Origin of the sequence: Arthrobacter sp. SAFR-023, from assembly GCF_051965295.1 — a bacterium.
Classification (GTDB): Bacteria; Actinomycetota; Actinomycetes; order Actinomycetales; family Micrococcaceae; genus Arthrobacter.
In genome coordinates, this window is sequence record NZ_JBQCMF010000021.1 from 52,372 (window position 1) to 78,099 (window position 25,728).

24 protein-coding genes and 2 pseudogenes are annotated in these 25,728 nt (G+C 67.0%); 12 read left to right on the forward strand and 14 right to left on the reverse strand.

Going from position 1 to position 25,728, the window contains the following annotated elements:
* Positions 1–14: 14 nt before the first annotated feature.
* The 4 genes from ACTHQX_RS19415 to ACTHQX_RS19430 all read left to right on the forward strand — a co-directional run bounded on the left by ACTHQX_RS19415 (position 15) and on the right by ACTHQX_RS19430 (position 5,408).
* The gene (locus tag ACTHQX_RS19415) at positions 15–1,367 is read left to right on the forward strand and encodes an NAD(P)H-dependent oxidoreductase (RefSeq protein ID WP_440158806.1); all 1,353 of its coding nucleotides are present in this window, start codon (positions 15–17) and stop codon (positions 1,365–1,367) included.
* Positions 1,368–1,414: 47 nt separating this feature from the next.
* Positions 1,415–2,437 (forward strand): DctP family TRAP transporter solute-binding subunit, encoded by a 1,023-nt coding sequence (locus ACTHQX_RS19420; RefSeq protein WP_440158807.1) that lies wholly within the window; start codon positions 1,415–1,417, stop codon positions 2,435–2,437.
* A 111-nt stretch (positions 2,438–2,548) separates the two neighbouring features.
* On the forward strand, positions 2,549–4,468 hold the full coding sequence (locus tag ACTHQX_RS19425; RefSeq protein ID WP_440158808.1) for a TRAP transporter large permease: 1,920 nt from the start codon (positions 2,549–2,551) through the stop codon (positions 4,466–4,468).
* Positions 4,469–4,472: 4 nt separating this feature from the next.
* Positions 4,473–5,408, forward strand: a complete 936-nt coding sequence (locus ACTHQX_RS19430) for an NAD(P)-dependent oxidoreductase (protein ID WP_440158809.1) — start codon at positions 4,473–4,475, stop codon at positions 5,406–5,408.
* 32 nt (positions 5,409–5,440) lie between these two features.
* On the opposite strand, the gene ACTHQX_RS19435 is transcribed toward ACTHQX_RS19430, so the two are convergent.
* The 3 genes and pseudogenes from ACTHQX_RS19435 to ACTHQX_RS19445 all read right to left on the reverse strand — a co-directional run.
* Entirely contained in the window at positions 5,441–5,725 is a 285-nt protein-coding gene (locus ACTHQX_RS19435) for a hypothetical protein (protein ID WP_440158810.1), read from the reverse strand.
* Complete coding sequence (locus tag ACTHQX_RS19440; RefSeq protein WP_440158834.1) at positions 5,722–6,189, reverse strand: NUDIX domain-containing protein; 468 nt, start codon at positions 6,187–6,189, stop codon at positions 5,722–5,724. Before ACTHQX_RS19440 ends, ACTHQX_RS19435 begins: the two co-directional genes overlap by 4 nt.
* A 102-nt stretch (positions 6,190–6,291) precedes the next feature.
* A pseudogene (locus ACTHQX_RS19445) lies at positions 6,292–7,134 on the reverse strand (EamA family transporter); the annotation flags it as partial.
* Between the two features lie 70 nt (positions 7,135–7,204).
* Here ACTHQX_RS19445 and ACTHQX_RS19450 point away from each other — a divergent pair.
* Positions 7,205–8,071 (forward strand): LysR family transcriptional regulator, encoded by an 867-nt coding sequence (locus tag ACTHQX_RS19450; RefSeq protein WP_440158811.1) that lies wholly within the window; start codon positions 7,205–7,207, stop codon positions 8,069–8,071.
* Between the two features lie 67 nt (positions 8,072–8,138).
* On the forward strand, positions 8,139–8,465 hold the full coding sequence (locus ACTHQX_RS19455) for a PepSY domain-containing protein (RefSeq protein WP_440158812.1): 327 nt from the start codon (positions 8,139–8,141) through the stop codon (positions 8,463–8,465).
* 30 nt (positions 8,466–8,495) lie between these two features.
* Here ACTHQX_RS19455 and nagA read toward each other — a convergent pair whose 3' ends face one another.
* From nagA to ACTHQX_RS19475, 4 genes are read right to left on the reverse strand one after another with little or no spacing between them, the layout of a single operon-like run.
* The gene (gene nagA, locus ACTHQX_RS19460) at positions 8,496–9,659 is read right to left on the reverse strand and encodes an N-acetylglucosamine-6-phosphate deacetylase (protein ID WP_440158813.1); all 1,164 of its coding nucleotides are present in this window, start codon (positions 9,657–9,659) and stop codon (positions 8,496–8,498) included.
* The gene (locus ACTHQX_RS19465) at positions 9,656–10,723 is read right to left on the reverse strand and encodes an SIS domain-containing protein (RefSeq protein ID WP_440158814.1); all 1,068 of its coding nucleotides are present in this window, start codon (positions 10,721–10,723) and stop codon (positions 9,656–9,658) included. Before ACTHQX_RS19465 ends, nagA begins: the two co-directional genes overlap by 4 nt.
* A 51-nt stretch (positions 10,724–10,774) precedes the next feature.
* The gene (locus tag ACTHQX_RS19470) at positions 10,775–11,794 is read right to left on the reverse strand and encodes an N-acetylglucosamine kinase (RefSeq protein ID WP_440158835.1); all 1,020 of its coding nucleotides are present in this window, start codon (positions 11,792–11,794) and stop codon (positions 10,775–10,777) included.
* On the reverse strand, positions 11,794–13,212 hold the full coding sequence (locus tag ACTHQX_RS19475) for a sugar porter family MFS transporter (protein WP_440158815.1): 1,419 nt from the start codon (positions 13,210–13,212) through the stop codon (positions 11,794–11,796). Before ACTHQX_RS19475 ends, ACTHQX_RS19470 begins: the two co-directional genes overlap by 1 nt.
* A 128-nt stretch (positions 13,213–13,340) precedes the next feature.
* On the opposite strand from ACTHQX_RS19475, the gene ACTHQX_RS19480 reads away from it, so the two are divergent.
* Together ACTHQX_RS19480 and ACTHQX_RS19485 are read left to right on the forward strand one after the other, a co-directional pair.
* Positions 13,341–14,057: a GntR family transcriptional regulator gene (locus tag ACTHQX_RS19480; protein WP_440158816.1), complete on the forward strand. Its 717-nt coding sequence runs from the start codon at positions 13,341–13,343 to the stop codon at positions 14,055–14,057.
* Between the two features lie 158 nt (positions 14,058–14,215).
* Complete coding sequence (locus ACTHQX_RS19485) at positions 14,216–14,677, forward strand: hypothetical protein (protein WP_440158818.1); 462 nt, start codon at positions 14,216–14,218, stop codon at positions 14,675–14,677.
* 199 nt (positions 14,678–14,876) lie between these two features.
* Here the strand turns inward: ACTHQX_RS19485 and ACTHQX_RS19490 are convergent, their stop codons facing one another.
* Positions 14,877–16,043, reverse strand: a complete 1,167-nt coding sequence (locus ACTHQX_RS19490) for an ABC transporter substrate-binding protein (protein WP_440158819.1) — start codon at positions 16,041–16,043, stop codon at positions 14,877–14,879.
* Positions 16,044–16,223: 180 nt separating this feature from the next.
* The gene (locus ACTHQX_RS19495; RefSeq protein ID WP_440158820.1) at positions 16,224–16,838 is read right to left on the reverse strand and encodes a DUF6919 domain-containing protein; all 615 of its coding nucleotides are present in this window, start codon (positions 16,836–16,838) and stop codon (positions 16,224–16,226) included.
* A 189-nt stretch (positions 16,839–17,027) separates the two neighbouring features.
* Between ACTHQX_RS19495 and ACTHQX_RS19500 the strand changes: the two genes are divergently transcribed.
* Positions 17,028–18,044 (forward strand): ABC transporter substrate-binding protein, encoded by a 1,017-nt coding sequence (locus tag ACTHQX_RS19500; RefSeq protein WP_440158821.1) that lies wholly within the window; start codon positions 17,028–17,030, stop codon positions 18,042–18,044.
* Between the two features lie 74 nt (positions 18,045–18,118).
* Here the strand turns inward: ACTHQX_RS19500 and ACTHQX_RS19505 are convergent, their stop codons facing one another.
* From ACTHQX_RS19505 to ACTHQX_RS19515, 3 genes are all read right to left on the reverse strand, one after another.
* Positions 18,119–18,763, reverse strand: a complete 645-nt coding sequence (locus ACTHQX_RS19505; protein WP_440158822.1) for an NADPH-dependent F420 reductase — start codon at positions 18,761–18,763, stop codon at positions 18,119–18,121.
* A 67-nt stretch (positions 18,764–18,830) separates the two neighbouring features.
* Complete coding sequence (locus ACTHQX_RS19510; protein ID WP_440158823.1) at positions 18,831–19,856, reverse strand: LacI family DNA-binding transcriptional regulator; 1,026 nt, start codon at positions 19,854–19,856, stop codon at positions 18,831–18,833.
* A gap of 146 nt (positions 19,857–20,002) precedes the next feature.
* Positions 20,003–21,355, reverse strand: a complete 1,353-nt coding sequence (locus tag ACTHQX_RS19515) for an MFS transporter (protein ID WP_440158825.1) — start codon at positions 21,353–21,355, stop codon at positions 20,003–20,005.
* A gap of 205 nt (positions 21,356–21,560) precedes the next feature.
* Between ACTHQX_RS19515 and hisD the strand changes: the two genes are divergently transcribed.
* Genes hisD through ACTHQX_RS19530 form a run of 3 tightly spaced genes read left to right on the forward strand, consistent with a single transcriptional unit; the run spans position 21,561 to position 24,672 of the window.
* On the forward strand, positions 21,561–22,907 hold the full coding sequence (hisD, locus tag ACTHQX_RS19520) for a histidinol dehydrogenase (RefSeq protein ID WP_440158827.1): 1,347 nt from the start codon (positions 21,561–21,563) through the stop codon (positions 22,905–22,907).
* Between the two features lie 9 nt (positions 22,908–22,916).
* Positions 22,917–23,663, forward strand: a complete 747-nt coding sequence (locus ACTHQX_RS19525) for an SDR family NAD(P)-dependent oxidoreductase (protein ID WP_440158828.1) — start codon at positions 22,917–22,919, stop codon at positions 23,661–23,663.
* Between the two features lie 43 nt (positions 23,664–23,706).
* The gene (locus ACTHQX_RS19530; RefSeq protein WP_440158830.1) at positions 23,707–24,672 is read left to right on the forward strand and encodes a 3-hydroxyacyl-CoA dehydrogenase family protein; all 966 of its coding nucleotides are present in this window, start codon (positions 23,707–23,709) and stop codon (positions 24,670–24,672) included.
* Positions 24,673–24,697: 25 nt separating this feature from the next.
* On the opposite strand, the gene ACTHQX_RS19535 is transcribed toward ACTHQX_RS19530, so the two are convergent.
* Both ACTHQX_RS19535 and ACTHQX_RS19540 read right to left on the reverse strand, forming a co-directional pair.
* On the reverse strand, positions 24,698–25,270 hold the full coding sequence (locus ACTHQX_RS19535; protein WP_440158831.1) for an MOSC domain-containing protein: 573 nt from the start codon (positions 25,268–25,270) through the stop codon (positions 24,698–24,700).
* A gap of 56 nt (positions 25,271–25,326) precedes the next feature.
* Positions 25,327–25,728: pseudogene (locus tag ACTHQX_RS19540) on the reverse strand (lipoyl synthase); the annotation flags it as partial.

The following is a 25,728-nucleotide window of genomic DNA, read 5'->3' on the forward strand; positions in this document are numbered from 1 at the left end:
TCAGAGAGATCCCCATGAACCTTCACAAGCTTCTTAGCGACCGCGAGAACCAGGGCCGTCCCATTCGTGTGGGCCTCATCGGGGCCGGCCGGTACGGCACCATGTACCTCGCCCAGGCCAACAACATTCCCGGCATCCACGTTGTGGCCATCGCTGACATCAATGTGAAGCGGGCTGAGGGCGCCTTCGAGCTGGTCGGCTGGCCGCAGAACCAGATCGCTCCGGACATCGCCACCGCCCTGGAGAACCGCTCCACCACCATCGTGGCAAACGCCGATGAGCTGTTCGACGTCGACATCGACGTCATCGTTGAAGCCACCGGCAACCCGATCGTCGGCGTCAAGCACGCGCTGCGGGCGATCGAAACCAAGAAGCACATCATCATGGTCACGGTCGAGGCCGACGCCCTTGCGGGTCCTGCCCTCGCCAAGCGCGCGGAAGAGGCCGGCGTCGTCTATTCCATGGCGTACGGCGACCAGCCCGCCCTCATCATGGAACTGGTGGACTGGGCGCGGACCAGCGGCTTCGACGTCGTATGTGCCGGCAAGGGCGCAAAGTACCTCGAGCACTACCACGAGATGAACCCGGACAACGTCTGGGAAAACTGGGAGTTCTCCAAGGAGCTCACCGACTCCGGCCAGCTCAACCCGTACATGCACACCTCCTTCCGGGACGGCACCAAGGCATCAATCGAGATGGCAGCCGTCGCCAACGGCGCCGGCCTCACGCCGTCGGACAACGGGCTGAGCTTCACCCCGGGCGACGTGGAAGAGATCGCCACCATCTGCCGCCCGGCCGACGTCGGGGGTGCCCTTGCGCACGAGGGAAGCGTGGACGTCATGTCCAGCGTCAACCGCGACGGCAGCTGGATCAGCCACAACACCCAGGAAGGCGTCTTCGTGGTGGTCAAGGCCACGAACGGCTACGTCTCCGGCTGCTTCAATGAATACCCCTGGCACCCGGACCCCACCGGCCAGTACGCCGCCCTGTACCGCCCGTACCACTACGTGGGCCTCGAGCTGAACATGTCCATCGCCAACGCAGCCCTCCGCGGCATTGCGACCGGCTCGCCCGTCGGCTTCTTCGGTGACGTCGTCGCCACCGCCAAGAAGGACCTGAAGGCCGGCGAATTCCTCGACGGCGAGGGCGGCTTCACGGTCTGGGGCAAGCTTGTCTCTGCCAAGCACTCCGTCGAAATCGGCGCCCTGCCGGTAGCCCTGGCGCACCACGTCGAGCTGCGTGCCGACGTCGCCAAGGGTGCCACCGTCCGCTGGGAAGACGTCATCATGGACGACTCGCTCGCCCAGGCCCTCGAGCTGCGCCGCGAAACCGAGGCGCTGGTTACCCAAGCCGCGCTGACCTCCTAATTCACCCAGCAATTCACAAGACTCCTTCCAATGAAGAAAGGCATCACATGAAATCGAAGACCCGCGCCCTCACCGGAGTGCTGGCATGCACCCTCGCCGCCTCCGTTCTCGCCGGCTGCGCCTCCGGAGCGCCCGGCGGCGGCTCGCCGGTGGCCAAGGTCCAGCTGTCCATCCCGGATCCGCTGACCTCCTCGGTAGGTGTCTCCGCCCAGCACTTCGCCGACCAGGTGAAGAAGACCTCCAACGGTTCGGTGGTTGTCACGGTGGTGCCGAACGGTACGAGTTTCAGCGGGGACCAGAACGCCGCCGTCACGAGGCTGCAGGGTGGCTCGCTGGACGCACTGATCCTGTCGACGTCGGTGTACGCGTCGGTGGTGCCGGAAATGAACGCGATCAGCATTCCCTACCTCTTCGATGACACGAAGGAAGAAGCTGCGTTCCTGGCGGGCAAGCCGGGCGACGTACTGAAGGAAAAGCTCAAGGAAAAGAACACCGTTGCCCTGTCCTTCCTTACCCGGACCGGCCGCCAGATCACCAACTCCGAACGCCCCATCGAGCAGCCCTCGGACCTGAAGGGCCTGAAGATCCGCGTGCCTGGCAACCCGCTGTGGACGGACTTCTTCGGCAAGCTGGGCGCCAGCCCCACCACCATGGCGTTCTCGGAGGTCTTCACCGGCCTGCAGACCGGAACCATCGATGGACAGGAAAACCCGATCGAGGTGCCGTGGACCAACAAGTTCTCGGAAGTCCAGAAGTACGTCTCGCTGACGCACCACATCAACGACGCCTGGGTCCTGGCCCTGTCCTCCAAGAAGTGGGACTCGCTGAACGAGGACCAGAAGAAGATCCTGACGGACGCCTCGGCTGAGACGGCCACCTTCAAGACCGGTTACGACGAGGAGCAGTCCAAAAAGCAGCTCGACGAGCTGACCGCCAAGGGCATGAAGGCCAACGAGCCGACCGCCGCCGGGCTTGAGCAGTTCAAGGCCGTTTCCAAGAGCCTCTACCCGGACTTCTCGAAGCTGATCGGCAAGGAATTCTTCGACCAGGCGATCGCCGCAGCCAAGTAACCCCCTTCGAGGGCCGGAGCGCCCTCCGGCGCCCCGGCCCTCGAACACCATCCCCTAAACAACATCCCCGCACTCAGCATCCCGCTCTCAACGATGACAGTCTGGAAAAACATGGAACATACACTCGCCCCCAAGGAACTCGAAGAGGTCCTTCCGTCTGATGCGGAAGAGATCCTTCACCACGGGCACGTCGCGCCGCGCTGGAGTGGAGCGGTCTGGCTGGACAAGGCCCTGGAATGGACCGTAGGCGCGGCGATCCTCGCCGAGCTCGTCGTGATCCTGCTGAACATCGCGGTCAGGGTCGCCACGGGTGACTCTGTGCTCTGGACCCAGGAAGTGTCTGAAATTGCGCTGCTGACCATCGCCTTCATCGGTGGTGCGATCGCCTATCCCAAGGGTGCGCACATGGCCGTCCAGGCCCTGATCATGCGGCTTCCGGCACACTGGAAGCCGTACCTGGCAGCCCTCGTCGACTGCCTCGTCTTCGTCATGAGTGCGGGCGCCTTTGCGCTCTTCGTTCCCACCCTGGTCCAGCAGCTCGAGGAAAAGACCCCGATCCTCCAGCTGCCGGTGTTCTGGGTTTCGCTGCCCTTCTCCATCGGCATGGTGCTCATTGCCTGGTTCGCCGTCCTGAAGCTCTGGCGCCAGCCGCGCCGCGCCGTCCTGGTGGCAGCGGGCATCACCGCAGCCCTGGCCGCCGTCGTTATCCTGTCCCAGCCGCTGTTCTACTACGCCTCGCCCAACCTCCTCCTCGGCGTGGTTCTGGTTGCACTGTTCGCACTGCTGTTCCTTGGCCTGCCCATCGCATTCGTCCTCGCACTGGCGTCCGGCATCTACCTCTACCTGGGCGGGATCTCTGAAGTCAGCGCCATCCCGATCGGCATGGCGTCGGGGGCCAAGGGCTTCGTGCTGCTGGCCATTCCGTTCTTCATCCTCGCGGGAACCGTCATGAACTCCGCCGGCCTGACCCTGCCGCTCGCCAAGCTGGTGGATGCGCTCATCGGGCACCTGCGCGGCGGCCTGCTGCAGGTTGTTGTCGTGACCATGTACATCTTCTCCGGCATTTCCGGCTCCAAAGTTGCGGACGTCGCCGCCGTGGGCACCACCATGCGCGGCATGCTTGAGGAACGAAAGTACCCGCGCGGCGAGGTGGTGGCTGTGCTGTCCGCCTCTGCCATCATGGGTGAGACCATCCCGCCGAGCATCGTCCTGCTCATCATGGGCTCCATCACCACGATCTCCACCACCACGCTGTTCCTCGCCGGCTTCGTTCCGGCCGCCTTCCTGGCCCTCGTGGTCATGGCGCTCGTCTTCCTCCGCGCAAAGAAGCAAGGCGGCGTCGCCAGCCCGAAGGCCACCTGGCGTGCGCGCGGCTCCGCTACGTTCTTCGCCATCCCCACGCTGCTGCTTCCGGTCGGCATGGTGGTGGGCATCCTCAGCGGCTTCGCCACCCCCACCGAGGTGTCCTCGGTCGCCGTCGCCTACGCCTTCGTGCTCGCCGCCGCCTACCGCCGCGGCAGCAAGCGGCTGCTGGGCGATACCCTGCGGGAAACCACGACGACGGCGGGCATGGTTCTGTTCATCATCGCCGCAGCCTCACCCCTCGCCCAGACCCTTGCCCTGGCCGGGGTATCCCAGCAGATCCATGACCTCATGTCCGGCCTCGGCGACTCACCGCTGCTCTTCATGCTGTTCACCATCGTGCTGCTGATCATCATGGGCCAGCTGCTCGAAGGCCTGCCCGCCGTCCTGATCTTCGCGCCGCTGCTCCTGCCCATCGCCACCGAATTCGGCGTCAACCCGGTGCAGTACGCCATGGTGCTGATCATCTCCATGGGCATCGGTTCATTCGCTCCGCCGGCCGGTGTCGGCTTCTACGTTGCCTGCGCAACCGGCCTCGAGACGGTGGAAAAGAGCCTCAAGCACTTCTGGCCGTACCTCATCGCGGTGTTCATCGGGCTGCTGGTGCTTGCCGCCGTTCCGTGGTTCAGCACCTTCCTGCCCGCCATGGCCGGCCTGATCCCCTTCTAACGACGTGAGCACAGTGACAGACAAAGCAGTGACAGACACGCAAAATCAGGCGACGCCCGAAGTTCCACCGTCCGTCGCCCTGATGGGCACCGGCCCGATGGGCGCCCCGATCGCCCGCAACATCCTGGCCGCCGGCGTTCCCCTGACGCTCTGGAACCGCACCGCGGAAAAGGCCAGGGCCATCGGCGGGGGACAGTTGGCCGGCACCCCGGCGGAGGCTGCGGCCGGCGTCGTCCTGACCGTCCTGCCGGACTTGCCGCAGGTCGCCGACCTGCTGCCTGGTCCGGACGGACTGCTGGCCGGGTGGAAGGCGGCCGGCATCGAGGACCCTGTCCTGGTCATACACGGAACAGTGTCCCCGGTGGCCGTGGCCCGGTTCGCCGAGGACTGCCGGAGCCGGTACGGGGTGACGGTGGTGGACGCGCCGCTCAGCGGCGGCATCATCGGAGCCGAGGAGGGCCGGCTGAGCACCATGGCCGGAGGACCGCGGGGCACCGTGCGGCGCCTCCTGCCGCTCTTCGAGCTCTACAGTTCTACGGTGGTCTGGTTTGGCGAGGCCGGTGCGGGGTCCACGGTCAAGGCCTGCAACCAGATCGTCGTGTCCGCCACCGTTACGGCGCTGGCCGAGGCGATGGCCGTGGCGACCGCCACCGGGCTGGATCTTGGGAAGGTGCAGTCCATCCTGGCCGGCGGCCTGGCGGATTCTGAAGTCCTCCGGCAGAAGGGGCAGCGCTGGATCGACGGGGACTTCGAGGGCGGCGGGTCTGCGAAAAACCAGCTGAAGGACCTGAACTTCATCGCCGAGATCGCCAAGGACAGCGGGCTGAAGCTTCCTCTCTCCGCCAGCGTCCGCAACGCCTTCGAGCTCATGGTGGACGCAGGCGACGGCGACCTGGACCACACCGGGATCTACCGGACTGTCCTGGGGCAGGCAGGATAGGCCAGTCAGGATAACGGCAGGTTAGCGGCGTCTCAGGAGTCGGTAAGGCGCCGGGAGCCGTCAATGCAGCTGCGGACCAGGGCCTCATTCGCCGGTCCGGTGGCGAAGATGATCCTCAGCGTGACGGTGTCACCTTTTTGCTCAGGCCGGGTATGGTGCGGCGCGAGCGGGCAGGGCGGCGGGTGGTCCCAGCTTCCGCACAGCTCGAGGGTGACCGCCGCGCCGAGGGCGGCAGTATCGGGCGCTGGCATGCCGTCCCGGGCGGCGTCCATGGCGACCGTGGCCAGATGCACGTATGCCGATCTCAGCGGCGTCATGCCCCGAGGTGCTCGAGCAGCGCGTCGAGGATTGGCAGCTGGCCCTTGACGAGCTTCACTCGTGCTTCGGATTCACCGATCCACTCGGCGCGGTCGATCTCGGGAAAGTGCTGGACCGTTCCTGAGCCCTTGGGCCACTCCAGCGGAAACGTGTTGCTCAGTATTTTCTCGGGCTTGAAGGCGGATTCGGCCGTGAATGCCGTGATGAGTTTGCCCGAGGGCTGCCGGAAGGTGCCGAGCAGCACGTACTCCGCGGCGGGCGCCGGGACTCCCATTTCCTCGGCGAACTCGCGCTGTGCCGCCGCCAGCGGATCCTCCCCTTCGGGGTACTCGCCCTTGGGAATCGACCAGGCGCGCTCATCCTTGCGCTCCCAGAAGGGGCCGCCCATGTGGGCGATCCACACTTCCACTTCCGCCCCGCCGTTCTGCCGGTACAGCAGAAGGCCTGCACTCCTGACCGCCATGTTGCCCTCCTGCCCCAAGGCTACCCCCCGGGCCGCCGGCAAAGAGCGGCGCCCTCCGCGTCCGGCGAGCAGGATGGCAGCAATGTTGGTGGCGACGATGACCGCCATGCCCAGCCACTCGTGCAGCACGAGGATCTGGCCCAGTACGATAGTCCCGCAGAGAGCGGCCAGCAGCGCGTTGATGCTCATAAATACGCCGAAAAAGCCGGGCTGGATGTGCCGCAGCGCGATGAGGTCCGCGGCGTAAGGGACGACCGAGCACAGCACGCCGGCGATGACCGAATAACCCAGCGCAGGACCGGCCAGCGAACCCTGGGCCAGCAGATGCGCCACCACCGGCAGGTAGAAGACCAGGGAAACCGCTGTGGCGGCCGCGGGCGCCTGCAGGCCCGGCAGCCGTTGCCCGGCGACCCTGTTCGGGACGATGTAAGCCGCCCAGCAGACGGCCCCGGCCATCGCGATGCCGATGCCGGCGAAATCGCTGCTGGGAGCGGGCAGCACCAGAATGTAGACCCCGCATCCGGCGAACGCCGCACACAGCATGTCCAGCCGGGTCCTCGAGCGCATCAGGGCAATGGCCAGCGGGCCAAGGAACTCCAGCGTCACGGCCAGGCCACGGCCGATCCGCTCGATGGCGACGTAGAGGCAGATGTTCATCAGGGCGATGGAAGCGCCCAGCAGGAGCGTCGGCCACCACTGGCGCCAAGTGAAACGGTGCAGGGGAGGCCGGGCCGCGGACAGGAGCACGGCGGCGGCAACAAGCTGCCGCACGGCCACCACCCCGGCGGGGCCCATCGCCGAAAACGCGTGTGCGCCGATGCCGGCGCCCACCTGGTTGCTGATTCCGCTGGCGGTCATGGTCAGGACTCCGCCCAGGATCCGACCCTGGGCTGGGGCTGACTGACGGCGTCCCCGGCCGGTGCCGGGCTCTGCGAACGTCTCCATAGACAGAAAGTGTGCGGGCAGGCCGGCAAACCTATAAATGTCCCCGCTGCCGGTTCTATACGATAGGCGTATGAATCTTGAGCTGCGCAATCTCCGGGCACTCGTGGCTGTTGCCGAGGTTCAGACATTCACGGACGCGGCCATCGCGCTGGGGACCTCCCAGGCCAGCATCTCGCGGTCCGTTGCTGCCCTTGAGAATGCCCTCGGCGTGCGTGTTTTCCAGCGGACGACGCGCAGCGTCACGCCCACGGCGACGGGCAAACGCATCATCGAGCACGCGCGGCGGGTCTTGGACGAAGCCAGGCTGCTGGAGGAGGCAGCCCGCGATGCCTCCGGTGAATTCAGGGTCGGATACGCGTGGTCCGCGGTGGGCAGCCGGACCCTCTCCGTGCAGCGGCGCTGGGAGGATTCGAACCCTGCTGTCCCGCTGGTCTGGGTGCAGTCCGGTTCGCCGGCTGCCGGCCTGGCCAACGGAACAGTTGATGTCGCCGTCGTCCGCAAGCCGCTCAACGACCCCCGCTTCGCCGAGACGCTGATTGGAACGGAACGGCGCTACGCCGCGGTAGCCGCCACGGACCCGCTGTCCCGCCGGCGCTTCCTGCGCATGGCCGACTTTGCCGGGCGGGTGCTCGCCGTGGACAGCCGGACGGGAACCACCTCGGTGGACCTGTGGAGCCCGGAGGCGCAGCCCGCATCCCTCCGACCGGTCCAGGGAGTGGACGACTGGCTGACGCTGATCTCCACCGGACAGGCCATGGGGATGTCCTCTGAGGCAACAGCCACGCAGTACCCACGGCCCGGCGTGGCCTACAAGGTGGTTCGGGACGCGCCGCCCATTTCCGTGTTCCTCGCGTACTGGAAAGACGATCTGTCGGCGCTCATCGCCGAATTTGCAGGGCTGGCGCGGCAGGCGTACGCATACGCCGACGGCGGCTAAAGAACGCTCCTTGTCCGGTTCCCCTCGCAGGGGGAAACTGGAGAAAACGATGAGAAAGGAGTCTGCCGTGCGCAAGAGAACAGCGTGGATCATCGGAGCAGCGGTCGCTGCGGCGGCTTTGGGGGGCGCGTCGGTGGCTGCGGCTTCCGTGAATCCCTTCGATGATGACACAACGGGCAACGGCGGCACCCAGCAGCCGCTGAACCAGACCGACCGCGACAAAGCCGTCGACGCCGCAATGGCCAAAGTGGGCCCCGGACAGGTCACCGAGGTCGAACGGGGCGACGACGCCGGTTCTTCCTACGAGGTAGAAATCCGCAAGAACGACGGGTCCGAGGTGGAAGTTAACATCGGCCCCAACTTCCAGGTGCTGAACCAGAGCCAGGACGACTAGCGACCAGCGCCGCTCAGCCAGCAGCAGGGCTCAGCCAGCGAGCCATTCGCCTGCCCTCATCACGGCGGCCACCTCAAGATCCGGCGTGAGGACCACCAGGTCCGCCTTCCGGCCGGCCTCGATGCGTCCGACGTCGGACAGCCCCAGCATGTCCGCCGGATTCTGGCTGGCCGCGCGGACGGCATCGGCGAGCGGGATGCCGGCGTCGTGGACGGCGTGCCGCACCGCCGCATCCAGCGTGAGGATGCTGCCGGCGATGGTGCCGTCGCTGACCAGGCGCGCCTCGCCGTCGGACACCTGGACGTCCAGCCCGCCCAACCGGTACCTGCCGTCCTGCGCGCAGGCCGCCGCCATGGCGTCGGTGACGAGGACGGCGCGGGCCGGGCTGGCGGCAATGAAGCGGACCAGCGACGGGTGGAGGTGCACGCCGTCGGCTATCACCTCGGCAAACACCGCGGGGTCCTCCAGCAGTGCCAGCGCGGGTCCGGGTTCCCGGTGGTGCAGCGGCCGCATTGCGTTGAACACGTGCGTCCCGGCGGTGGCCCCGGCGGCGATGGCTTGGCGCGCCAGGTCGTAGCCGGCTCCAGTGTGGCCGATGGCCGCGACGGCGCCGTAGCCGGTGATCTGCCGGACGGCGGCCAGGCCGCCTTCCAGTTCCGGCGCGATGGTGACCATCCGGACGGTGCCCCGCCCGGCCAGCATCAGCCGGTCGATGGCCGCCGGTTCCGGGGCGAGCAGAAGATCCTCGGCGTGGGCGCCGCGGTGGTCGGGGCTGAGCCAGGGGCCCTCCAGATGGATCCCGGCCAGAACGCCCTCCTCCACCAGGGGGGCCAGTACGGCCACCGCCTTCTCAAGCTGGGGGAGCGGGGCCGTCACCAGGCTGGCCATCAGGGTGGTGGTGCCGTGGGAGCGGTGCACCCCGGCAATGCGGACCGCGGCGGCAGCGGGGTCGGCGTCGTTAAAGCTGGAGCCGCCGCCACCGTGGATGTGGGCGTCCACGAAGCCCGGGGCGAGGATGGCATCCGGAAAATCGGTGTCGGGCTCCCGCGGCGGCAGCCCGGGACCCGCCGCGGTGATCCGGCCGCCGTCGGTCTCCACCCAGCCGGGCTCCAGCACGGCACTGGTTTTAGCGTCACCGGTTTTAGCGTCACTGGGCAGGATGACCCGGGAAGCAGAAATGAGCGTCGGACTCACCAGGTTTCCGTGATCTTGCGCAGGCCTCGGGGAGCGTCCGGGTCCAGGTGGCGGGCTGACGCCATCGCATGCGCCAGCCGCTGCAGGGGCATAATCTCCAGGATCGGCGAGAGCTGCTCGTGGACTGCCGGCAGCGGCACCACGTGGTTCAGCGGACGGGCCGCTCCTGCGTCGCCCACGAGGCAGACATCCGCGCCCCGTTCGGCCAGCCGGTCCAGCACCGGGTGCAGGGCGCGGCCGCCGGCGCCGGGGGAGGCGACGGCGATGACCGGCCAGTCGGCGTCGATCATGGCAAAGGGCCCATGCAGCAGGTCCGCGCCGGAGAAGGCATGGGCGGCCAGGTAGGACGTTTCCATCAGTTTCAGTGCCGCCTCCCGTGCGGTGGGGTAGGAGAAGCCGCGTCCCGTGGTGACAATGTGGTTCACGAAGCGGTAGCGGTCTGCAACCTCCAGTATCTCCGGCCGGGCCAGCACATCCGCGCCGAGACGCGGCAGGTCCGCCGCTTCCGCGCCGTTTCCTCCGGCCCACGCGTCAACCAGCAGCCACAGCGCCAGCAGCTGCGACGTGTAGCTCTTGGTTGCGGCCACGGCGCGCTCCGGTCCCGCCAGGATGTCCAGGTGGTGCCGGGCGGCAGCCGCCAGCGGTGAGGACGGCGCGTTGGTGACGGCCACGGTGAGGGCGCCGCCCCGGGCGGCAGCGGCGGTGGAGTCCACCAGGTCCGGGGAGCCGCCGGACTGGCTGACCGCCAGCCACAGCACCCCGTCCATCCTCGGTTGCGCGCCGTATACCGTGAGGCTCGACGGCGATGCCAGCCCGGCCGGCAGCCCCAGCACCGTCTCGATGAGGTACTTCGCGTACAGGGCCGCGTGGTCGCTGGTGCCGCGCGCGGCCAGGAGCACGTACCTGATGTCGGCGTCCTGGAGGGTGGCGGCCAGCCGGGTGATGGCGTGGCGCCCGTGCTGGAGCTGCCGGGCGAGCGCCTCCGGCTGTTCCAGGATTTCGGCGGCCATCAGGGAACCGGGAAGGGGTGAGGTGGCAGTGGTTCCGGTGCGTTGGGCGGTCATGGGTCTCCTTGGGGGATCAGTGGGTTAGGGGTAATGGGAAAGTGAAAGGGGTCAGGCGCGGATTGTGGTGGCAGGCCGGCTTGGTGCGTCGGCAAGCTGGCTGGCCAGCTCCATGGCGCCCCAGGCGGGGGAGCGGTCGAGTACGCGGACGTGGGTGAGGCCGTTGTCTCCCAGCAGCTCGCGCACCCGGGTGGCCAACGACGGCTGGTTGACCAGCATCCCGCCGGCCAGCAGCACCGGGGCATTTTCCGGCATGGTGCCCAGCCTCCGGTTCACGGTCAGGGCCAAGCGGGCGAGATGCCGGGCGGCGTCATCGGCGATGGCGGCGCTCGCGGGGTCCGTGGCGGCGAGGCCGAACACGGTCCCGGCCAACCCGGCCCAGTACCGGCGCTCCGGCCGGCGGTAGAACAGATCCAGGAGCTCAGCGGATTCCGCGGCTCCGGTCTGCGCCAGAAGCTGAGACGTCAAGGGCCCGGCGGGCAGGCCGTCGTCGGAGTCCTGCAGGGCGTTGCGGACCGCGCTGCGGGCCACGGCGTAGCCGCTGCCTTCGTCGCCGAGCAGGTAGCCCCAGCCGCCGGCCCGGGCTTCCCGGCCGTCGGCGGACTTTGCCCACGCGGCGGATCCGGTGCCGGAGATCAGGACGGTGCCTGCCGCCAGGCCGCCGGCGGCGAGGAGGATGCGGGTGTCGTGGTCCACCTGTATCCGGGCTCCGGGGAAGCGGCGGGACAGGAGACCCGTCAGCCGTTCCCGGGCTGCCGGGGTGTCCGCTCCCGCGGCCCCGGCAAACACGGTGTGTATTCCGTGGTTGGCAGGATCACCGATGCCCAGCCGGGCGGCGAGGTCGTCCAGCGCCGCGGCGGCTTCCTCTTCCCCGACGGAGGCGATGTTGGCGCTGCCCACCGTGCACTCGGCGACGCTCTGAATTAGGGGTGCGCCGCCGCCGTCGTCGGTTGGTACGGTGCCTGCCGCAACAGCGTCCGCCAGAATGGCGTGCGTCTTGGAGCCGCCGATATCCAAACCAAGGACACGGTCCAAACCAAGGACACGGTCCGGGCCGAGGACGTGCCGCATCACTTGGCCGCCGGTGTGCTGCTGCTGTCATTGTTGCCGGTGGCTTCAGGCCAGCGGGCGCCGTTTTCCCAGTAGTGGCGGATTTCCTCGAGGTTCCGGCCCTTGGTTTCGGGGGCCAGGCGGTGGACGAAGACGAAGCCGGCGATGGCCAGCGCACCGAACACCGCGAACGTGCCGGCACCGCCGAGACGCTGCAGCATGGTCAGGAAGAACGCCGCGACGATCACGTTGGCCACGAGGTCCGAGGTCAGCATGGCGCTGGCGCCCAGGGAACGCAGCCTGGCGGGAAACGACTCACCTGCGTAGACCCACACCAGCGCGCCGAAGCCGAACGTGAAGCCCACAGTGAACAGCAGAACCCCGAGGAAACCGACCACGGTCAGGATTCCGCCGAAGTCGCGTCCTGCCAGAAAGACGCCCACCAGGATGGCGTTGGCCACGATCATCATGCCGATGCCGCCGAGCAGGATGGGGCGCCGGCCCACCCGGTCCACCAGGGACAGTGAGACGAACACGGCCACCAGGGAAGCGGCCTGGACCAGCGCGGGCAGCAGCAGGAGGGCGGCGTTGCCGGTGAAACCCATGGCCTCGAAGATCCGGGGGCTGTAATAGACCACGGCGTTGATGCCGGTGATCTGGATGAAGAAGCCAAGCCCGACGACGAATACGGTCGCCTTCAGGTACGGCGAGCGGAGCATCTCCCGCAGGCCGCCGCCGCGCTCTTCGCTGATGGCCTGGCGCATGTCCGCCAGTTCGGCGTCGACGTCGGCATCGGGCTCGATCGAGCTGAGGGTGCGGCGGGCATCTTCGGTGCGTCCGCGCATCATGTACCAGCGGGCGGTGTCCGGGAGGCGGAAGGTGACGGCGAGGACCGCGAGGGCGGGGACGGCGGCGAGGCCCAGCATCAGCCGCCAGTTCTCGGTCGCGGACAGGACGTAGGCGGCCAGGTAGCCGATGATGATGCCGATCACAGTGGCCACCTGGTAGGCGACGAGGAGGGCGCCGCGCACCTTCGGCGGCGCCGACTCCGCCACGAAGACAGGGACTACCACCACGGATATGCCGATGGTCAGGCCCAGGAGCAGGCGGGCCACGAGCAGCATGGGCACATCAGCGGCAAGGGCGCTGAGCACGGCGAACGCCGCATAGGCCCCTGCCACGCCCACCATGCAGGCCTTGCGGCCTACCTTGTTGGCGAGCCAGCCGCCCAGGACGGCGCCCAGCACCTCACCGACGACGACGGCGGTGGTCACCAGCTCTTGTTGGCTGGTGGAGAGGTGGAACTCCTTGGTGATGAACAGCAGGGCGCCGGCGATATTCGACAGATCGTAGCCGTAGATTATGCCGATGGTGGCGGCGGTGCCGCCGACCAGGAGGCCGAGGCGCGGTGTCTTGCGCAGGTCTTGCAGGAACGACATCTTTGGGTCCTTGGAAGTGGGTTGGGGGAGTTGGCGGTCCGGAACGGATGCTAGCCGCAATTGGTGTAAACCAATTTCCATCATTTTGGCCTAGACCAATTGTCGTGTCAATAGGTACCATCAGATTCATGGAATCCTCCGCGGCCGCTGCCCTGCCCAAGTACTACGTACTCAAGGAGCAGATCCTCACCCTCATCGAGGACGCGGCGCCCGGAACGCTGATCCCCACCGAACGCGCGCTCGCCGAGCAGTACGCAACTTCCCGCACCACCGTCCGGCAGGCCATCGGCGAGCTGGTGGCAGAGGGCCGCTTGGGCCGGACGCAGGGGCGGGGGACGTACGTGGCGCCGCCGAAGGTGACGCACGTCCGCCAGCTCACGTCCTTTTCCGACGACGCCGCGAGCCAGGGCCTCACGGCTGCGGCCCGGATCGTGGACGTGAGCGTGCTCCCGGCCGACCCGGCCACGGCACGGCGCCTGGCGGTGGAGCCGGGAACGGACATTCACCGGGTGGAGCGCATCAGGCTGGTTGACGGCGAGCCGCTGGCGCATGAGGTTGCGTTCCTCGCGGGGCCGCTGCCGGATCTGGCGCGGACAGTGGCGGAGCGCGGCTCCTTGTACGCCGCCCTCCGCGAGGACTACGGAATCCGGATTGCCGAGGTGGAGGACACCGTGGAGACGAAGCTGGCCGGACCGGCCGATGTGCAGCTCCTCGACGTCGAAATGGGCGCCCCCATGCTGTTGGTCCACCGGCTCGGCTTCACCCCGGACGGGCAGCCCGTGGAGTGGACCGAGTCGGTGTTCCGGGGGGACAGGTTCCGCTTCGTGGCGCGGATGCGCGTCTGAGCTGGGCCTTTATTACGCCCCACTGCGGAAAGTGAAGCACTGTTGCGTTGCACGACGGCGGGTGTCGCCAGGCGTTGTGAAGCAAGTTACCCGGTGGTTGTGTAAGTCCATAATCAGCGACTGGGGCGGCGCAACGCCCTCCCTGGATCGAGGGGGAAATGATCACAGCTTTGGTTCACAGGATCAGGACGCAGTGCAGCGCGGAACTGAGCACCTTCCGCAGCCAGATGCACGCACTGGCGCGGCAGGACATCGGTTCCGGCCTGGACGCGGCAGCCACCACCATGGCCCGGCGGGCGTGCCTTGCCACCCCGGGAGTTTCCGTGGACATCGTTGGCTTCACCTGCCCGCGGTCCTCCGGCGGCACGCCATCGGTGCGGGTTGCCGTGTCCCTCAGCGTGCAGCCCGGCCGGGTGGCCTCCGCCGTCCACTGGGAGGAGGCCCATGCCTGGGCAGGGGCGGTGGCCAGCGGGGAATGGGCTGCCGCCGAGTACGTCGGAAGCCAGGAGAGCTCGGCCGGGATGGTCTTTCACTACGCCCTGAAAAATGCGGAGGACCCTGACGCCGTGCCCGAATACTCAGGTGCCGAATACTCAGGTGCCGGAGTACTCGGCACCTGAGTATTCGGCGGACTATTCCACGGCGCTGTAACTAGGACCGACGCTTCCGGGGGCTCCCGCGCGAACTGGCAGGTGACGCCCGCAAATCCCGGTTTTGCGGGCATTACCTGCCAGTTCGCGCTTTCTAGGGCCACGACTTAAAACCAAAACGATCCGGCGGGAATGTTCCTACCGGATCCTTTTGGTCTGTCTTGCCGGGTTACTCCTTGCCCAGCCCTGCGGCAGAGGTCTTGTCGCCGGTGACCTCGTTCAGCTTGGTCAGGTCGAAGATGCCGTTGATGTCGGCCTGCTTGGTGGTGCCGGCGTCCACCCCGTCCTGCAGCAGCTTCTTGAAGGCTCCAGCCAGCGGGTCCACCGTGAACACGATGTTCTTCAGGGAGCGGTCGATGACCTCCTGCGGGAGTGCCTTGCCCGCAGCTTCCTTCAGGGCGGCGTTCACTTCCGTGGCCTTTTCCGCGGCCGGGGTGTCGTTGAGCCACTTCACGGCCTCCACGTGGCCCTTGAGCAGGGCTTTCACGGTCTGCGGGTGCTCGGCGGCGAACTTCTTGTTCACGATGAGGATGGTGGTGGGGAACTCGCCGGGCTTTCCGGTCAGCGACCCGCCCCACAGGTCCTTCTCGTCCACCAGGACCTTCGCCCCGGCCTGCAGCACCAGACGGGAGGCCCACGGCTCGGGCAGCCACGCGCCGTCGAGCTTGCCGTCCTGGAACAGCTTCAAAGTCTGGGCGTTCTCGGTCGGGTTGATGGCAACGTCCCCACCGCCGTCGGTGTTGGTCTTGTAACCCTGCTTGCCCAGCCAGGCGCGGAGCGCCACGTCCTGGGTGCCGCCGAGCTGCGGGGACGCCAGGGTCTTGCCCTTGAGGTCAGCCGCAGACTTGATCTCCGGCTTGACCACGAGCTGGGCGCCGCCGGAGGCAGCCCCGGCGATGATGTTGATTGATTCGCCCTTGCTCTTGACGAACGAGTTGATGGCCGGGTTCGGGCCGATGTAGGTGGCGTCGATCGCGCCGGCGTTCAGCGCCTCGATGGCGGCCGGGCCCGCGTTGAACACCTGCGTGGTCAATTTGGTGCCGCCGAGCTCCTTCCCGATGAAGCCCTTCTGGACGCCCACCAGCGCGGTGGCGTGGGTGATGTTCCCGAAGTAGCCCAGTTTCAGTTCGGTAGCGGGGCTGGTGGCTGCGGCCGCGGTGGCGGAACCCGGGGCGGAGCTGTTGGCCGCCGTAGTGGCGACGGCGACGCCTGCGCCGAGCACCGCAAGGATGCCGGCGGCGATACCGATCTTGAGCCCGCTGGCGCGCTTCCGGCCGGCGGGCTGGCCCGCGGCGATCCGGGTGGAGCCCGGGTTTTCGTTTGAGGAAGAAGACATGACGTTTTCCTTTTGGATGATGGAGCGGAGGGGATGGCGCTGCGCGTTGGATTGAGATTACGGAGGCGCCTCGGGCGGCCACAATGGCTGTCGACGCAGGCGTTCACCCGGCGTCGTAATCGTTCATGCTGGCGGTCTTAGAGCTTCATCAGGAGTCGCGGAACGTCAAAAACCGGGGGCTTACAGCTCGTCCAGGGCGGACTTCAGGGTTTCCAGGACGGCGGGCAAAAGGTGCTGCTGCCGGCCCCAGATCGGGTCGAGGAGCTCGACGTACCAGGAATCGGACAGCAGGAGGGCGAGGGTTTCGTTGCTCTCGCGAGCCCAGTCCTGGATCTGCTCCGATTCGACCGGACTTTCGCTGCTTCCCAAAACAGTGACCACTTCGCCGTCGTGCAGCGTGACCGGCACGGAGGCCTGGCTGACCTCCCCCGGGGCGTGGACGATGGCAATGAGTTCCGTCTCGGCGGACAGCCGCAGCAGGAGGGCCGCCGACTCCGCGGAGCAGAAACCGGTGACGTACTCGCGCTGGGCATGGCCCGCCTCGGGGCCGAGGCCAGGCTGGGATTCCTTCGTGAACAGTCCGCTGCGGTTGAGCTCAGCCAGCCGGCCGGCGATGGGCAGGGTCTCGTCATCGAACCGCGGGGCCAGGGCTCCGGGCTGGTATTCGCTGGTGCCCTCCAGCCACCGTGCGGTCAGCTCCCCGGCGGCGGCCAGGGTGCCCGCCTGCCGCCATACTTCGCGGTCTGCCAGGAGCCTGCCGTAGCCGTCACGTTCGGTGGTGAATTGATCGCTCATACTCGATGCTAGGCGCGGAACTGGGCTGTTGGGCAGGGCGAATGACGCCTTCGAACGCCTTGTGAATCGCGGTTACGCCGTGTATCTTCCGGTTTCCCCGCGCTTTGACCGCCGCTTTTTTGCTGCCGGATAGTTGCTGCCACAACCTTCGCATCAACTCCTTCCATCACTACTTTCCAAGGGGCAACCATGGTCCGTCAGTCTCTCAAGTCCCACACTCCAAAGTCCCGTGCGGGCGCACTCAAGCCGGCGGTGGGCCTGGCCCTCGCCGCGACCAGCCTGCTGGCCCTTTCCGCCTGCTCCGATCCCGGGGCCGCGGCGGTGGCGGACGCGCCGGCCGCCACCAACACCGCCACGTCATCAGCCAAGACCTTCAACCTCACGCCCGAACAGGACCGGTTCCCCGTGGACGAGACGGCTGCGGCGCTGGTTCCCGCGTCGATCAAGAAGGACGGAAAGCTGACCGTGGCGGTCAGCCCGTTCGCTCCGCCGCTGGCCGTTTACGCCACCGACAACAAGACGCCGGTGGGCAACGAGGTGGACATCGCCGTCGCACTGGCCCAGACGCTGGGGCTGGAAGCCGAGATCGTTCCCACCGCCTGGGCGGACTGGCCCCTCGGCGTCGAATCGGGCAAGTACGAGGCTGTCCTCTCCAACGTCACCGTGACGGAGGAGCGCAAGCTCAAGTTCGATTTCGCCAGCTACCGGGACGACAAGCTCGGCTTCTACGCCAAGAGCGGCAGCGACATCACCAAGGTCGAATCCGCCCCGGACGTGGCCGGCAAGCGCGTCATTGTCGGCTCGGGCACCAACCAGGAGTCGATCCTGCCGCGCTGGGACGAGGAGAACAAGGCCAAGGGGCTGAAGCCGGTCGAGTTCCAGTACTACGACGACGACTCCGCCTCGAACCTCGCGCTGCAGTCCGGCCGTGCGGACCTGACGTTCGGGCCCAACGCCACGGCCGCCTACAAGGCCGCCACAGACGAGAAGACCAAATTGGTGGGCCTCGTGGACGGCGGCTGGCCGCTGAAGGCGAGCATCGCCGCCACCACCAAGAAGGGCAACGGCTTCGCCGCCGCCGCGGAGGCCGGCCTGAACCACCTGATTGAGGACGGCACCTACGGCAAGATCCTGGACCGCTGGGGCCTGTCGGCGGAGGCCGTGGCCAAGTCGGAACTGAACCCGGCGGGCCTGCCCAAGAGCTAAACCGCGGAATCGGTTGCTCCGTAACTGCCCTTATCAGGCGCGAAAACGGCGGTTGCGGAGCAGCCGATGGGGTTTTAGGCGCCCGGAACCACCTTGAGTGCGGAGTTCCACTGGAACTCCGGCAACTGGTCGTTGGCCGAGAGCAGTATGTGGAGGAATCCGGCCTGCTCCAACTGCCGGGCGCGGCGCTGGGGCCCGACGACGATCGGCCGGAGGCCGCCTGCCGAGGCGAAGTCCGCCACGGCCCGCACGGCGTCCTCGTCGTCGCCCGCGATGAGGACGTCGAGCTGCTGGCCTGCCACGTTGCCGGCGACAAGCGTTCCGGCGAAGGTGGTGTTGAAGGCCTTCACCACTTTGGCTCCGGTGGATTTCTGGAGCTCTTCCGCCCCTGAGCTGCCGTCGGGGACACTGAGGCCTTCGTAGGTGGACGTGTCCACCGGATTGGTGATGTCCACGTACACCTTGCCGTCCAGTGCACTGCCGTACCTGGCGACGACGTCCTTGGCGGGATCGAAGTAGACGGCGGGGATCACAATGGCACCGCTGAGGTCGTCGCCCACCGCGCCTGCGGTCACCTGGCCCCCAAGCTCGGCCGCGAGGGCATCGGCCTTGCCCTTGTCTTCGTGCGCCAGCAGCTGGACGCTCTTGCCGCCCGCGATGGCGCGGGTTGCAAGTCCCCGGGCCATGTTGCCGGTTCCGATGATGGTGACGTCAGCCATTGTGTTCTTCCTTCCAGGGGGTCAATCCAGGGGTTAGGAAATCCATGTCTAGGTGGGCGACGTTACTTCAATCTCCAACAAAATCAATAGGCCGGGCAGCCGCCTCGGCGAGGCCGGTGCTGCCGCGGACGATCAAGTCGCATGGAAAATTCACCCTCCGCGGCGGCTCCCCCGGCGCATGGATGCGCTCCAGCAGCATCCGGGCTCCCACGCGTGCCATTTCGCGGCTGGGCTGGCGCACGGTGGTGAGGCTGAACGAATCCCAAGCCGCCATGTCGACGTCGTCGTACCCGATGACCCAACAGTCCTGCGCCGGAATCCGGTTGGCCCGCAGCGCGTCGAGGGCGCCGAAGGCCATCAGATCGTTGGCGCAAAAGACGGCCTGGGGCCTGTCGGCGCGGGCAAGCAGGCGGTTCATGACCTGCGCGCTGACGTCGTGGGAGAACCCTCCGTGGAAGCGGAAGTGTTCCGGAACGCCGTGGCCCCGCTCGGCCATCCTGTCCAGGAAGCCCTTGGCGCGCTCACGTGACGTGCTGGCGTTTTCGGCACCGCCGATGAAGGCCACCCGGGTCCTGCTGTTATCCAGGAGGTAGTCGGCGACGGCCGCACCGCCCTCGGTGTTGCTGCTGGTGACCTGGTCGCAGTGCAGGCCCTCCACCACGCGGTTGATCAGAACGATCGGGCTCTTCTTCTCAATGGCTGCCTGCAGCTCGACGGAATCTTCTGTCGCCGTCGTAAAGATGACGCCGTCGACTGCATGTTCCCGGATGGCTTTGAGCGCATCGTGGTGGCTGCCGCCGCCCGCGTTCCAGATCACCACACGGAAGCCTGCGGTGTCCAGCTCCCGGCTGAGTTCGTCGAGAACCTCGGGGTAGAACGGGTTGGTCAGGTCAGCGACCACCACGCCGATGGTGTTGGTCCGTCTTGTTTTCATGGCCTGCGCGCCGGCGTGGGGCACATAGCCCAGCGTTTCCATGGCCGCCTGGACACGGGCGCGGGTGGCAGGAGACAGCTTCGCGGGGGAGGACATCACCCGGGATACCGTGGCCTGCGATACGCCCGCCAGCTCTGCCACGTCGCGGCTTGTGACCATCGGGGCAATCTCCTTGCTATCTGCCGCGCCTGGCGCCGGCGTGTTGCGGATGCTTCAGTTTGTTGTTTCAGACTAGCCAATGTCCCAAGCCTGCACCGCCGGTCCCTGCGGAATGCAGGCCACCGGCGGCACAGCGGAAGAGGTGGCTACCGGCCCGTTGTAGGATCGTGCTCGGCATTCAGGCCTCGACGTAGCCGGACGCGGGGCGCCGTCTCCGGAGACCAAAGCGCACCGGCGATGGTGATGACGGACGTCACGATCATGTAGAGCGCGACCAGCCAGTACCGGTCGAAGTCCGGGCCAACCAGTGCGGTGGCGATCAGTGGTGCGAAGCCACCGGCGAAGACGGCGGCCACCTGCGGGCCAACCGATGCTCCCGAGTAGCGGAGCTTAGGCTCGAAGAGTTCGGTGAAGTAGGCGGGTTCCACGGAGTAGCAGAGGTCGCGGCCCACGTTGCAGGTCAGGATGAGCACGAGCAAAAGCATCAGGAAGTCACCGGTCTGCACGGCCCAGAAAAAGGGGAACGCCATCAGGAGCATGGTGGTTGCTCCTGCGAGGACCGTGTAGCGGCGCCCCCAACGGTCCGAAACCCAGCCCCAGAACGGGATGGAGAAGATGCCCAAGCCTGCCATGATCATGGTTGCCAGCAGAATGCTGTTCTTTTCCAGCAGTACTGCGGGACCGTACGCGAGCAGGAAGGTGGTGTAGATGTAGTAGTTCGCATTCTCGGCGAACCGCATCATGATGACTTTGAGGATGGTCAGCGGGCGGGTCTTGATGACCTTAACCACCGGCATCTTTTCGATCTCACCCTTGCGCTTGATCTCTTCGAACGCCGGGGATTCATCCACCTTGCTGCGGATGTAGAAGGAGAGCACCACCAGCAGGATGGAGACGAGGAACGGGATGCGCCATCCCCACGCCACGAAAGCCTCGGGCGAGATCAGGTAGCCCATGACGTAGAAGGCTCCGTTGGCCAGCAGTGTTCCCGCTGGTACGCCGATCTGCGGCCAGGAGCCGAAGAAACCGCGTCGCTTGGCCGGGGCAAATTCGGTTGCCATCAGGGCGGCCCCGCCCCACTCGCCGCCGACCCCGATGCCCTGCACGATGCGCAGGAGGACCAGCAGGATCGGTGCCGCGATGCCGATCGTGGCGAAGTTTGGCAGGCAGCCGATGAGGAACGTGCCGCCGCCCATCAGGCCCAGCGTGGCCATGAGCATTTTCTTCCGGCCCAGGCGGTCACCGAAGTGGGCAAAGATGACGCCGCCGATGGGGCGCGCTGCGAAGCCGATGGCATAGGTGCTGAAGGACAGCAGAATCCCAACGAACGGACTCGCCTGCGGGAAGAACTGGCTGTTGAGGATGATGGCGGCCGCTACGCCGTAGACGTAGAAGTCGTACCACTCGATGCAGCTGCCAAGCACTGAGGAAATCAGCGCCTTCCGGCGCATCTTCGGATCGATGGCCGGCGGTGCCGGTGTTGTCACGGGGGCGCTCATGTAGAGACTCCTTTGTCTTCGTCCGGACAGTGAGCCCAGCCACACCGGCTGGCTCGTGAGTAGCAGTGTATACGTATGCAAAAAACAGAAACAACCCCTTGCGCCAAAAAATGTATACGTATACACTCGGTGATCATCCGGTCCTGTGGGACTGGCCCGGGCGCTCCATAGGTCGCCCATCGATGAAGATGGAAAGGTAATCCTGATGACCGTTACAACAGCACTTAGCACCGCCGTGGATTCCAAATTGCTGAAGGAGCCGGCCCGCAACAGCGTGGCCCGGGGCAGCACCCCGGAGGTCCGCGCCACTGTGGAAGCCGTCATTGCAGACATCCGGGAGCGCGGCGATGAGGCTGTCCGCGAGTACTCTGCCAAGTTCGACAAGCACGCCCCCGAGTCCTTCCTGCTCAGCCCGGAGCAGCTCGAGGAGATCATGGCACGCGTCCCTGAGCAGACCATTGAGGACATCAAGTTCGTCCAGGAACAGGTCCGCGTCATGGCGCAGAAGCAGCGTGAGTCCCTTACCGACTTCGAAATCGAAACCATGCCCGGCGTGCTCCTCGGGCAGAAGAATGTGCCGGTCCAGGCTGCCGGAGCCTACATCCCCGGCGGGAAGTACCCTCTGCTGGCCAGCGCCCACATGACCATCATTACTGCCAAAGTTGCCGGCGTTGAGCGCGTCGCGGCGTGCACCCCGCTGATCCAGGGCGAAGTCCCGGATGCCACGGTGGCCGCGATGTACCTGGCCGGCGCCGATGAGATCTACCTGCTCGGCGGCATCCAGGCGGTAGCAGCGCTGGCCGTCGGCACCGAGAGCATCAAGCCGGTGAACATGCTGGCCGGCCCCGGCAACGCCTTCGTCGCCGAAGCCAAGCGCCAGCTCTTCGGCGAGGTCGGCATCGACCTCTTCGCCGGGCCCACCGAAGTCCTGGTCGTGGCCGATGAGCACGCTGACCCGTTCATTGTCGCCGTCGACCTTCTGTCCCAGGCCGAGCACGGACCCGATTCCCCGGCCGTCCTCATCACGACCAGTGAGGAACTGGGCCGCAAGGTCATCGAGCACATCGACACGATCCTCGTGGACATGCCCACCCGCGACTACGCCGCGGCCGCGTGGCGCGACTGGGGCGCGATCCACGTCGTCGACTCCCTCGACGACGCCTACGTCCTGGCCGACGAGTACGCCTACGAGCACGTGCAGATCCTCACCCAGAACCCCCGCGAGGCCCTGGAGAAGATGCACGACTACGGCGCGCTGTTCCTCGGGGAGGGAACCTGCGTCTCCTACGGCGACAAGGTCATTGGAACCAACCACGTCCTGCCCACCCGTGGTGCTGCCCGCTACACCGGCGGGCTTTGGGTAGGCAAGTACCTGCGCACCGTCACCTACCAGGAAGTGACCAACACCGAATCCAGCGCCTTCTTCGGTGAGCTCTGCGGACGCGCAGCCAGGGTGGAGCGGTTCGAAGGGCACGCCCGCTCGGGGGACGTCCGGGCAGCGAAGTACCGCGGCACCACCCTGCCCTGGTCGAACCACACCTTCGACAGCTAGGGACCACACGTGCCGAACTTCCGCCTCGACGGCAAGAAAGTACTGGTCACCGGGGCGGGCCGGGGACTCGGCAAGGCCATCGCTGATGACCTTGCCGAGTCCGGCGCCACCGTCTACGGAACCAGCCGCGACGCCGCAACGGCCCAGCAGATCAGTGAACGGTACGGGACGCCGGCCCTGGCCGTGGACCTGAGCAGCTCCGGCAACATCAGCGGGTTCGCCGAATCACTCCAGCGGGCCAGCGGCGGGATTGACCTGCTCGTCAACAATGCCGGCGTCAACGTGCCCAAGCCTGCCCTGGAGCTCACGGAGGACGACTGGGACACGGTCTTCGACACCAACCTCAAGGGCACCTTCTTCCTGACCACGGCCCTGGCACGGCACTGGGTGGCCGCCGGTACCCCTGCTGCCATCGTCAACATCGCCTCCCAGGCGGGGATCGTTGCCATTGAGGAACGGACGGCCTACGGCACCAGCAAGGCAGGAATGATCCACCTCACCAAGATCCTGGCCCTGGAATGGGCTGCCGCGGGGATCCGGGTTAACGCCGTTGCCCCAACCTTCGTGCGGACGGAACTGACGGCGTCGACCCTCAGCAGGCCCGACTGGGCAGCAGAACTGCTGTCCCGCATCCCGGTCGGCCGCTTCGGCGAACCCGAGGACGTCGCCGGGGCCGTGGCGTTCCTGCTCAGCGACGCGGCATCGCTCATCACCGGCCACACTCTCGCCGTCGACGGCGGCTACACCATCCGCTGAACGGTCCATCCGACTGAAGCGGCCCATTCCTAGGAGCAGCAACATGAACATCACGCAGACCATCTCGAAGACCGCCGTGGTCGGCGCCGGCTACATGGGCGGCGGCATAGCCCAGGTGCTGGCGCTGCACGGTTACCGGGTGACGCTCGGTGATGTCGACGGCGAAATCGCCGAACGTGCCCGCGTCCGCCTCGTGGACCAGGCCAGCGCTTTCGAGGCCCAGGGGCTGCTGCCTGCCGGCGCAGCGGACAAGATCGCGGACAACCTCACGGCTGCCGCCAGCATCGAGGATGCTGTAGCGACGTCGGACTATGTCGCCGAGGCGGTCCCGGAGGACCCAGTGATCAAGGCGGATATCCTCCGCCGCATTTCTGCAGCCGCCCCGACGGATGCAGTCATCGGTACGAACACCTCCGCAATTCCGATCGGGGAGCTGGCCGCATCCGTCACCGGCCCGGAGCGGTTCCTCGGCGTCCACTGGATGAACCCGGCCCCCTTCATCCCCGGCGTCGAACTCATCCCGGGGCCGGAGACCCTGCCTTCCGTCGTGGACCTTGCCGAGGAGCTCATCAGGACCCTTGGCAAGACGCCCGCGAGGGTTGCCGACACACCGGGGTTCGTCGCCAACAGGCTACAGTTTGCGCTGTACAAGGAGGCGGCCCGGATCGTTGAAGAGGGCGTCGCAAACCCCTCCCAGATCGACGACGTCGTCAGCAACACCTTCGGGTTCCGCCTTGCGCTGTTCGGCCCGTTCGCCGTCGGAGACATGGCTGGCCTGGATGTCTATGAGTCGTCGTTCCGGACCCTGGAAAAGGCCTACGGTGAACGGTTCGCCCCGCCCGCCGCGCTGACGGCCGCGGTGGAGGAGGGCAACCTGGGCCTGAAATCCGGCCATGGGTTCCTGGACGTGGACCCTGCCGGCAGGGAAAGCCTTGTCGCCTACCGGGACAGTGCCTATGCGCGGCTCTCACAGCTGCGCGCCGAGCTGGGCCGGGCCCCGGGCCTGTAGGCCGCTAACCCAGGCCCCGGCTCCCTTACGGCAGCCGGCTCGGCCGCAGCACGCTCGGAGCGCCCGCCTGTTCGGGCTCAAGTGGCACCGGGCTGACCAGCACCGCGGGTCCCCGGTGCAGCACGCCGTCGGACAGCGCTCGGCAGCGCATGCCTCCGCGACCGCGCATGGCGGCGTGCGCGCCGGGGGCGAGCATCCGGTCCATCCACGCGCAGGGGTGGGCGGGCCGCCCGCCCTTGAACCGCACCACGTCGCCCCGGGATTCCAGCGCGAAGTCCTGGCCCAGGAGCGGGGCAAGGTGCGCACCCCTGAGGATCACGTTGCGCCGGGTCAGCAGCGGGTCGAAGGGGCCGGCGTCCAGTTCCGCAGCCATGGCCTCGAGGGCCTCGACCGCGAACAGGGTGACCGCCGCGTCCATATGTGCGGCCTTGCCAAAGAACCGGTCCCCGACGATGCCCTTGCCCGCCACGATCTCAACCTGGCCGGCATCCGCCGTCGGCACGTCGGCCGCGCCGTCGCGTGCGCGGCCGAAGTAGGCGTGCGCCGGCGAAACGAGCAGGTGCAGGACGTCCACGTCGTACCGGTAGGTTGCCGTCATGCAATAACGCTATACCCCGGTCAAGACCCCAGTCAGGGCTGCGGTCGGGACAGAGGTCAGGCAGGCCGGGCGAGCAGGGAGCTGGCTTCCTGGCGGGTGGTTCCGGAGTCCTGGATGCCGTCGGCGATGTGGGCGAGTTCGGCGGGGATGTCCCGGCCTTTTTTGCGCATGGCGGTGGCCCAGAGCCGGCCGGCCCGGTAGGAGGACCGGACCAGGGGCCCGGACATGACGCCGAGGAAGCCGATCTCCTCGGCTTCGTGCTGGAGGTCCACGAATTCCTGCGGCTTGACCCAGCGGTCTACCGGGAGGTGGCGTTCGGAGGGGCGCAGGTACTGGGTGATGGTGATCAGGTCGCAGCCTGCCTGGTGCAGGTCGCGGAGGGCCTCGGAGATCTCTTCGCGGGTTTCGCCCATGCCCAGGATCAGGTTGGACTTGGTGACCATGCCCAGGTTCCGGCC

Excerpts from the sequence above, each read along its gene's own strand:
- ACTHQX_RS19415 (WP_440158806.1), top strand. The coding sequence starts at position 15 with ATGAACCTTCACAAGCTTCTTAGCGACCGCGAGAACCAGGGCCGTCCC.
- ACTHQX_RS19420 (WP_440158807.1), top strand. The coding sequence starts at position 1,415 with ATGAAATCGAAGACCCGCGCCCTCACCGGAGTGCTGGCATGCACCCTC.
- ACTHQX_RS19425 (WP_440158808.1), top strand. The coding sequence starts at position 2,549 with ATGGAACATACACTCGCCCCCAAGGAACTCGAAGAGGTCCTTCCGTCT.
- ACTHQX_RS19435 (WP_440158810.1), bottom strand. The coding sequence starts at position 5,725 with ATGACGCCGCTGAGATCGGCATACGTGCATCTGGCCACGGTCGCCATG.
- ACTHQX_RS19440 (WP_440158834.1), bottom strand. The coding sequence starts at position 6,189 with ATGGCGGTCAGGAGTGCAGGCCTTCTGCTGTACCGGCAGAACGGCGGG.
- ACTHQX_RS19450 (WP_440158811.1), top strand. The coding sequence starts at position 7,205 with ATGAATCTTGAGCTGCGCAATCTCCGGGCACTCGTGGCTGTTGCCGAG.
- ACTHQX_RS19465 (WP_440158814.1), bottom strand. The coding sequence starts at position 10,723 with ATGACCGCCCAACGCACCGGAACCACTGCCACCTCACCCCTTCCCGGT.
- ACTHQX_RS19470 (WP_440158835.1), bottom strand. The coding sequence starts at position 11,794 with ATGCGGCACGTCCTCGGCCCGGACCGTGTCCTTGGTTTGGACCGTGTC.
- ACTHQX_RS19475 (WP_440158815.1), bottom strand. The coding sequence starts at position 13,212 with ATGTCGTTCCTGCAAGACCTGCGCAAGACACCGCGCCTCGGCCTCCTG.
- ACTHQX_RS19480 (WP_440158816.1), top strand. The coding sequence starts at position 13,341 with ATGGAATCCTCCGCGGCCGCTGCCCTGCCCAAGTACTACGTACTCAAG.
- ACTHQX_RS19485 (WP_440158818.1), top strand. The coding sequence starts at position 14,216 with ATGATCACAGCTTTGGTTCACAGGATCAGGACGCAGTGCAGCGCGGAA.
- ACTHQX_RS19490 (WP_440158819.1), bottom strand. The coding sequence starts at position 16,043 with ATGTCTTCTTCCTCAAACGAAAACCCGGGCTCCACCCGGATCGCCGCG.
- ACTHQX_RS19495 (WP_440158820.1), bottom strand. The coding sequence starts at position 16,838 with ATGAGCGATCAATTCACCACCGAACGTGACGGCTACGGCAGGCTCCTG.
- ACTHQX_RS19500 (WP_440158821.1), top strand. The coding sequence starts at position 17,028 with ATGGTCCGTCAGTCTCTCAAGTCCCACACTCCAAAGTCCCGTGCGGGC.
- ACTHQX_RS19505 (WP_440158822.1), bottom strand. The coding sequence starts at position 18,763 with ATGGCTGACGTCACCATCATCGGAACCGGCAACATGGCCCGGGGACTT.
- ACTHQX_RS19510 (WP_440158823.1), bottom strand. The coding sequence starts at position 19,856 with ATGGTCACAAGCCGCGACGTGGCAGAGCTGGCGGGCGTATCGCAGGCC.
- ACTHQX_RS19515 (WP_440158825.1), bottom strand. The coding sequence starts at position 21,355 with ATGAGCGCCCCCGTGACAACACCGGCACCGCCGGCCATCGATCCGAAG.
- hisD (WP_440158827.1), top strand. The coding sequence starts at position 21,561 with ATGACCGTTACAACAGCACTTAGCACCGCCGTGGATTCCAAATTGCTG.
- ACTHQX_RS19530 (WP_440158830.1), top strand. The coding sequence starts at position 23,707 with ATGAACATCACGCAGACCATCTCGAAGACCGCCGTGGTCGGCGCCGGC.
- ACTHQX_RS19535 (WP_440158831.1), bottom strand. The coding sequence starts at position 25,270 with ATGACGGCAACCTACCGGTACGACGTGGACGTCCTGCACCTGCTCGTT.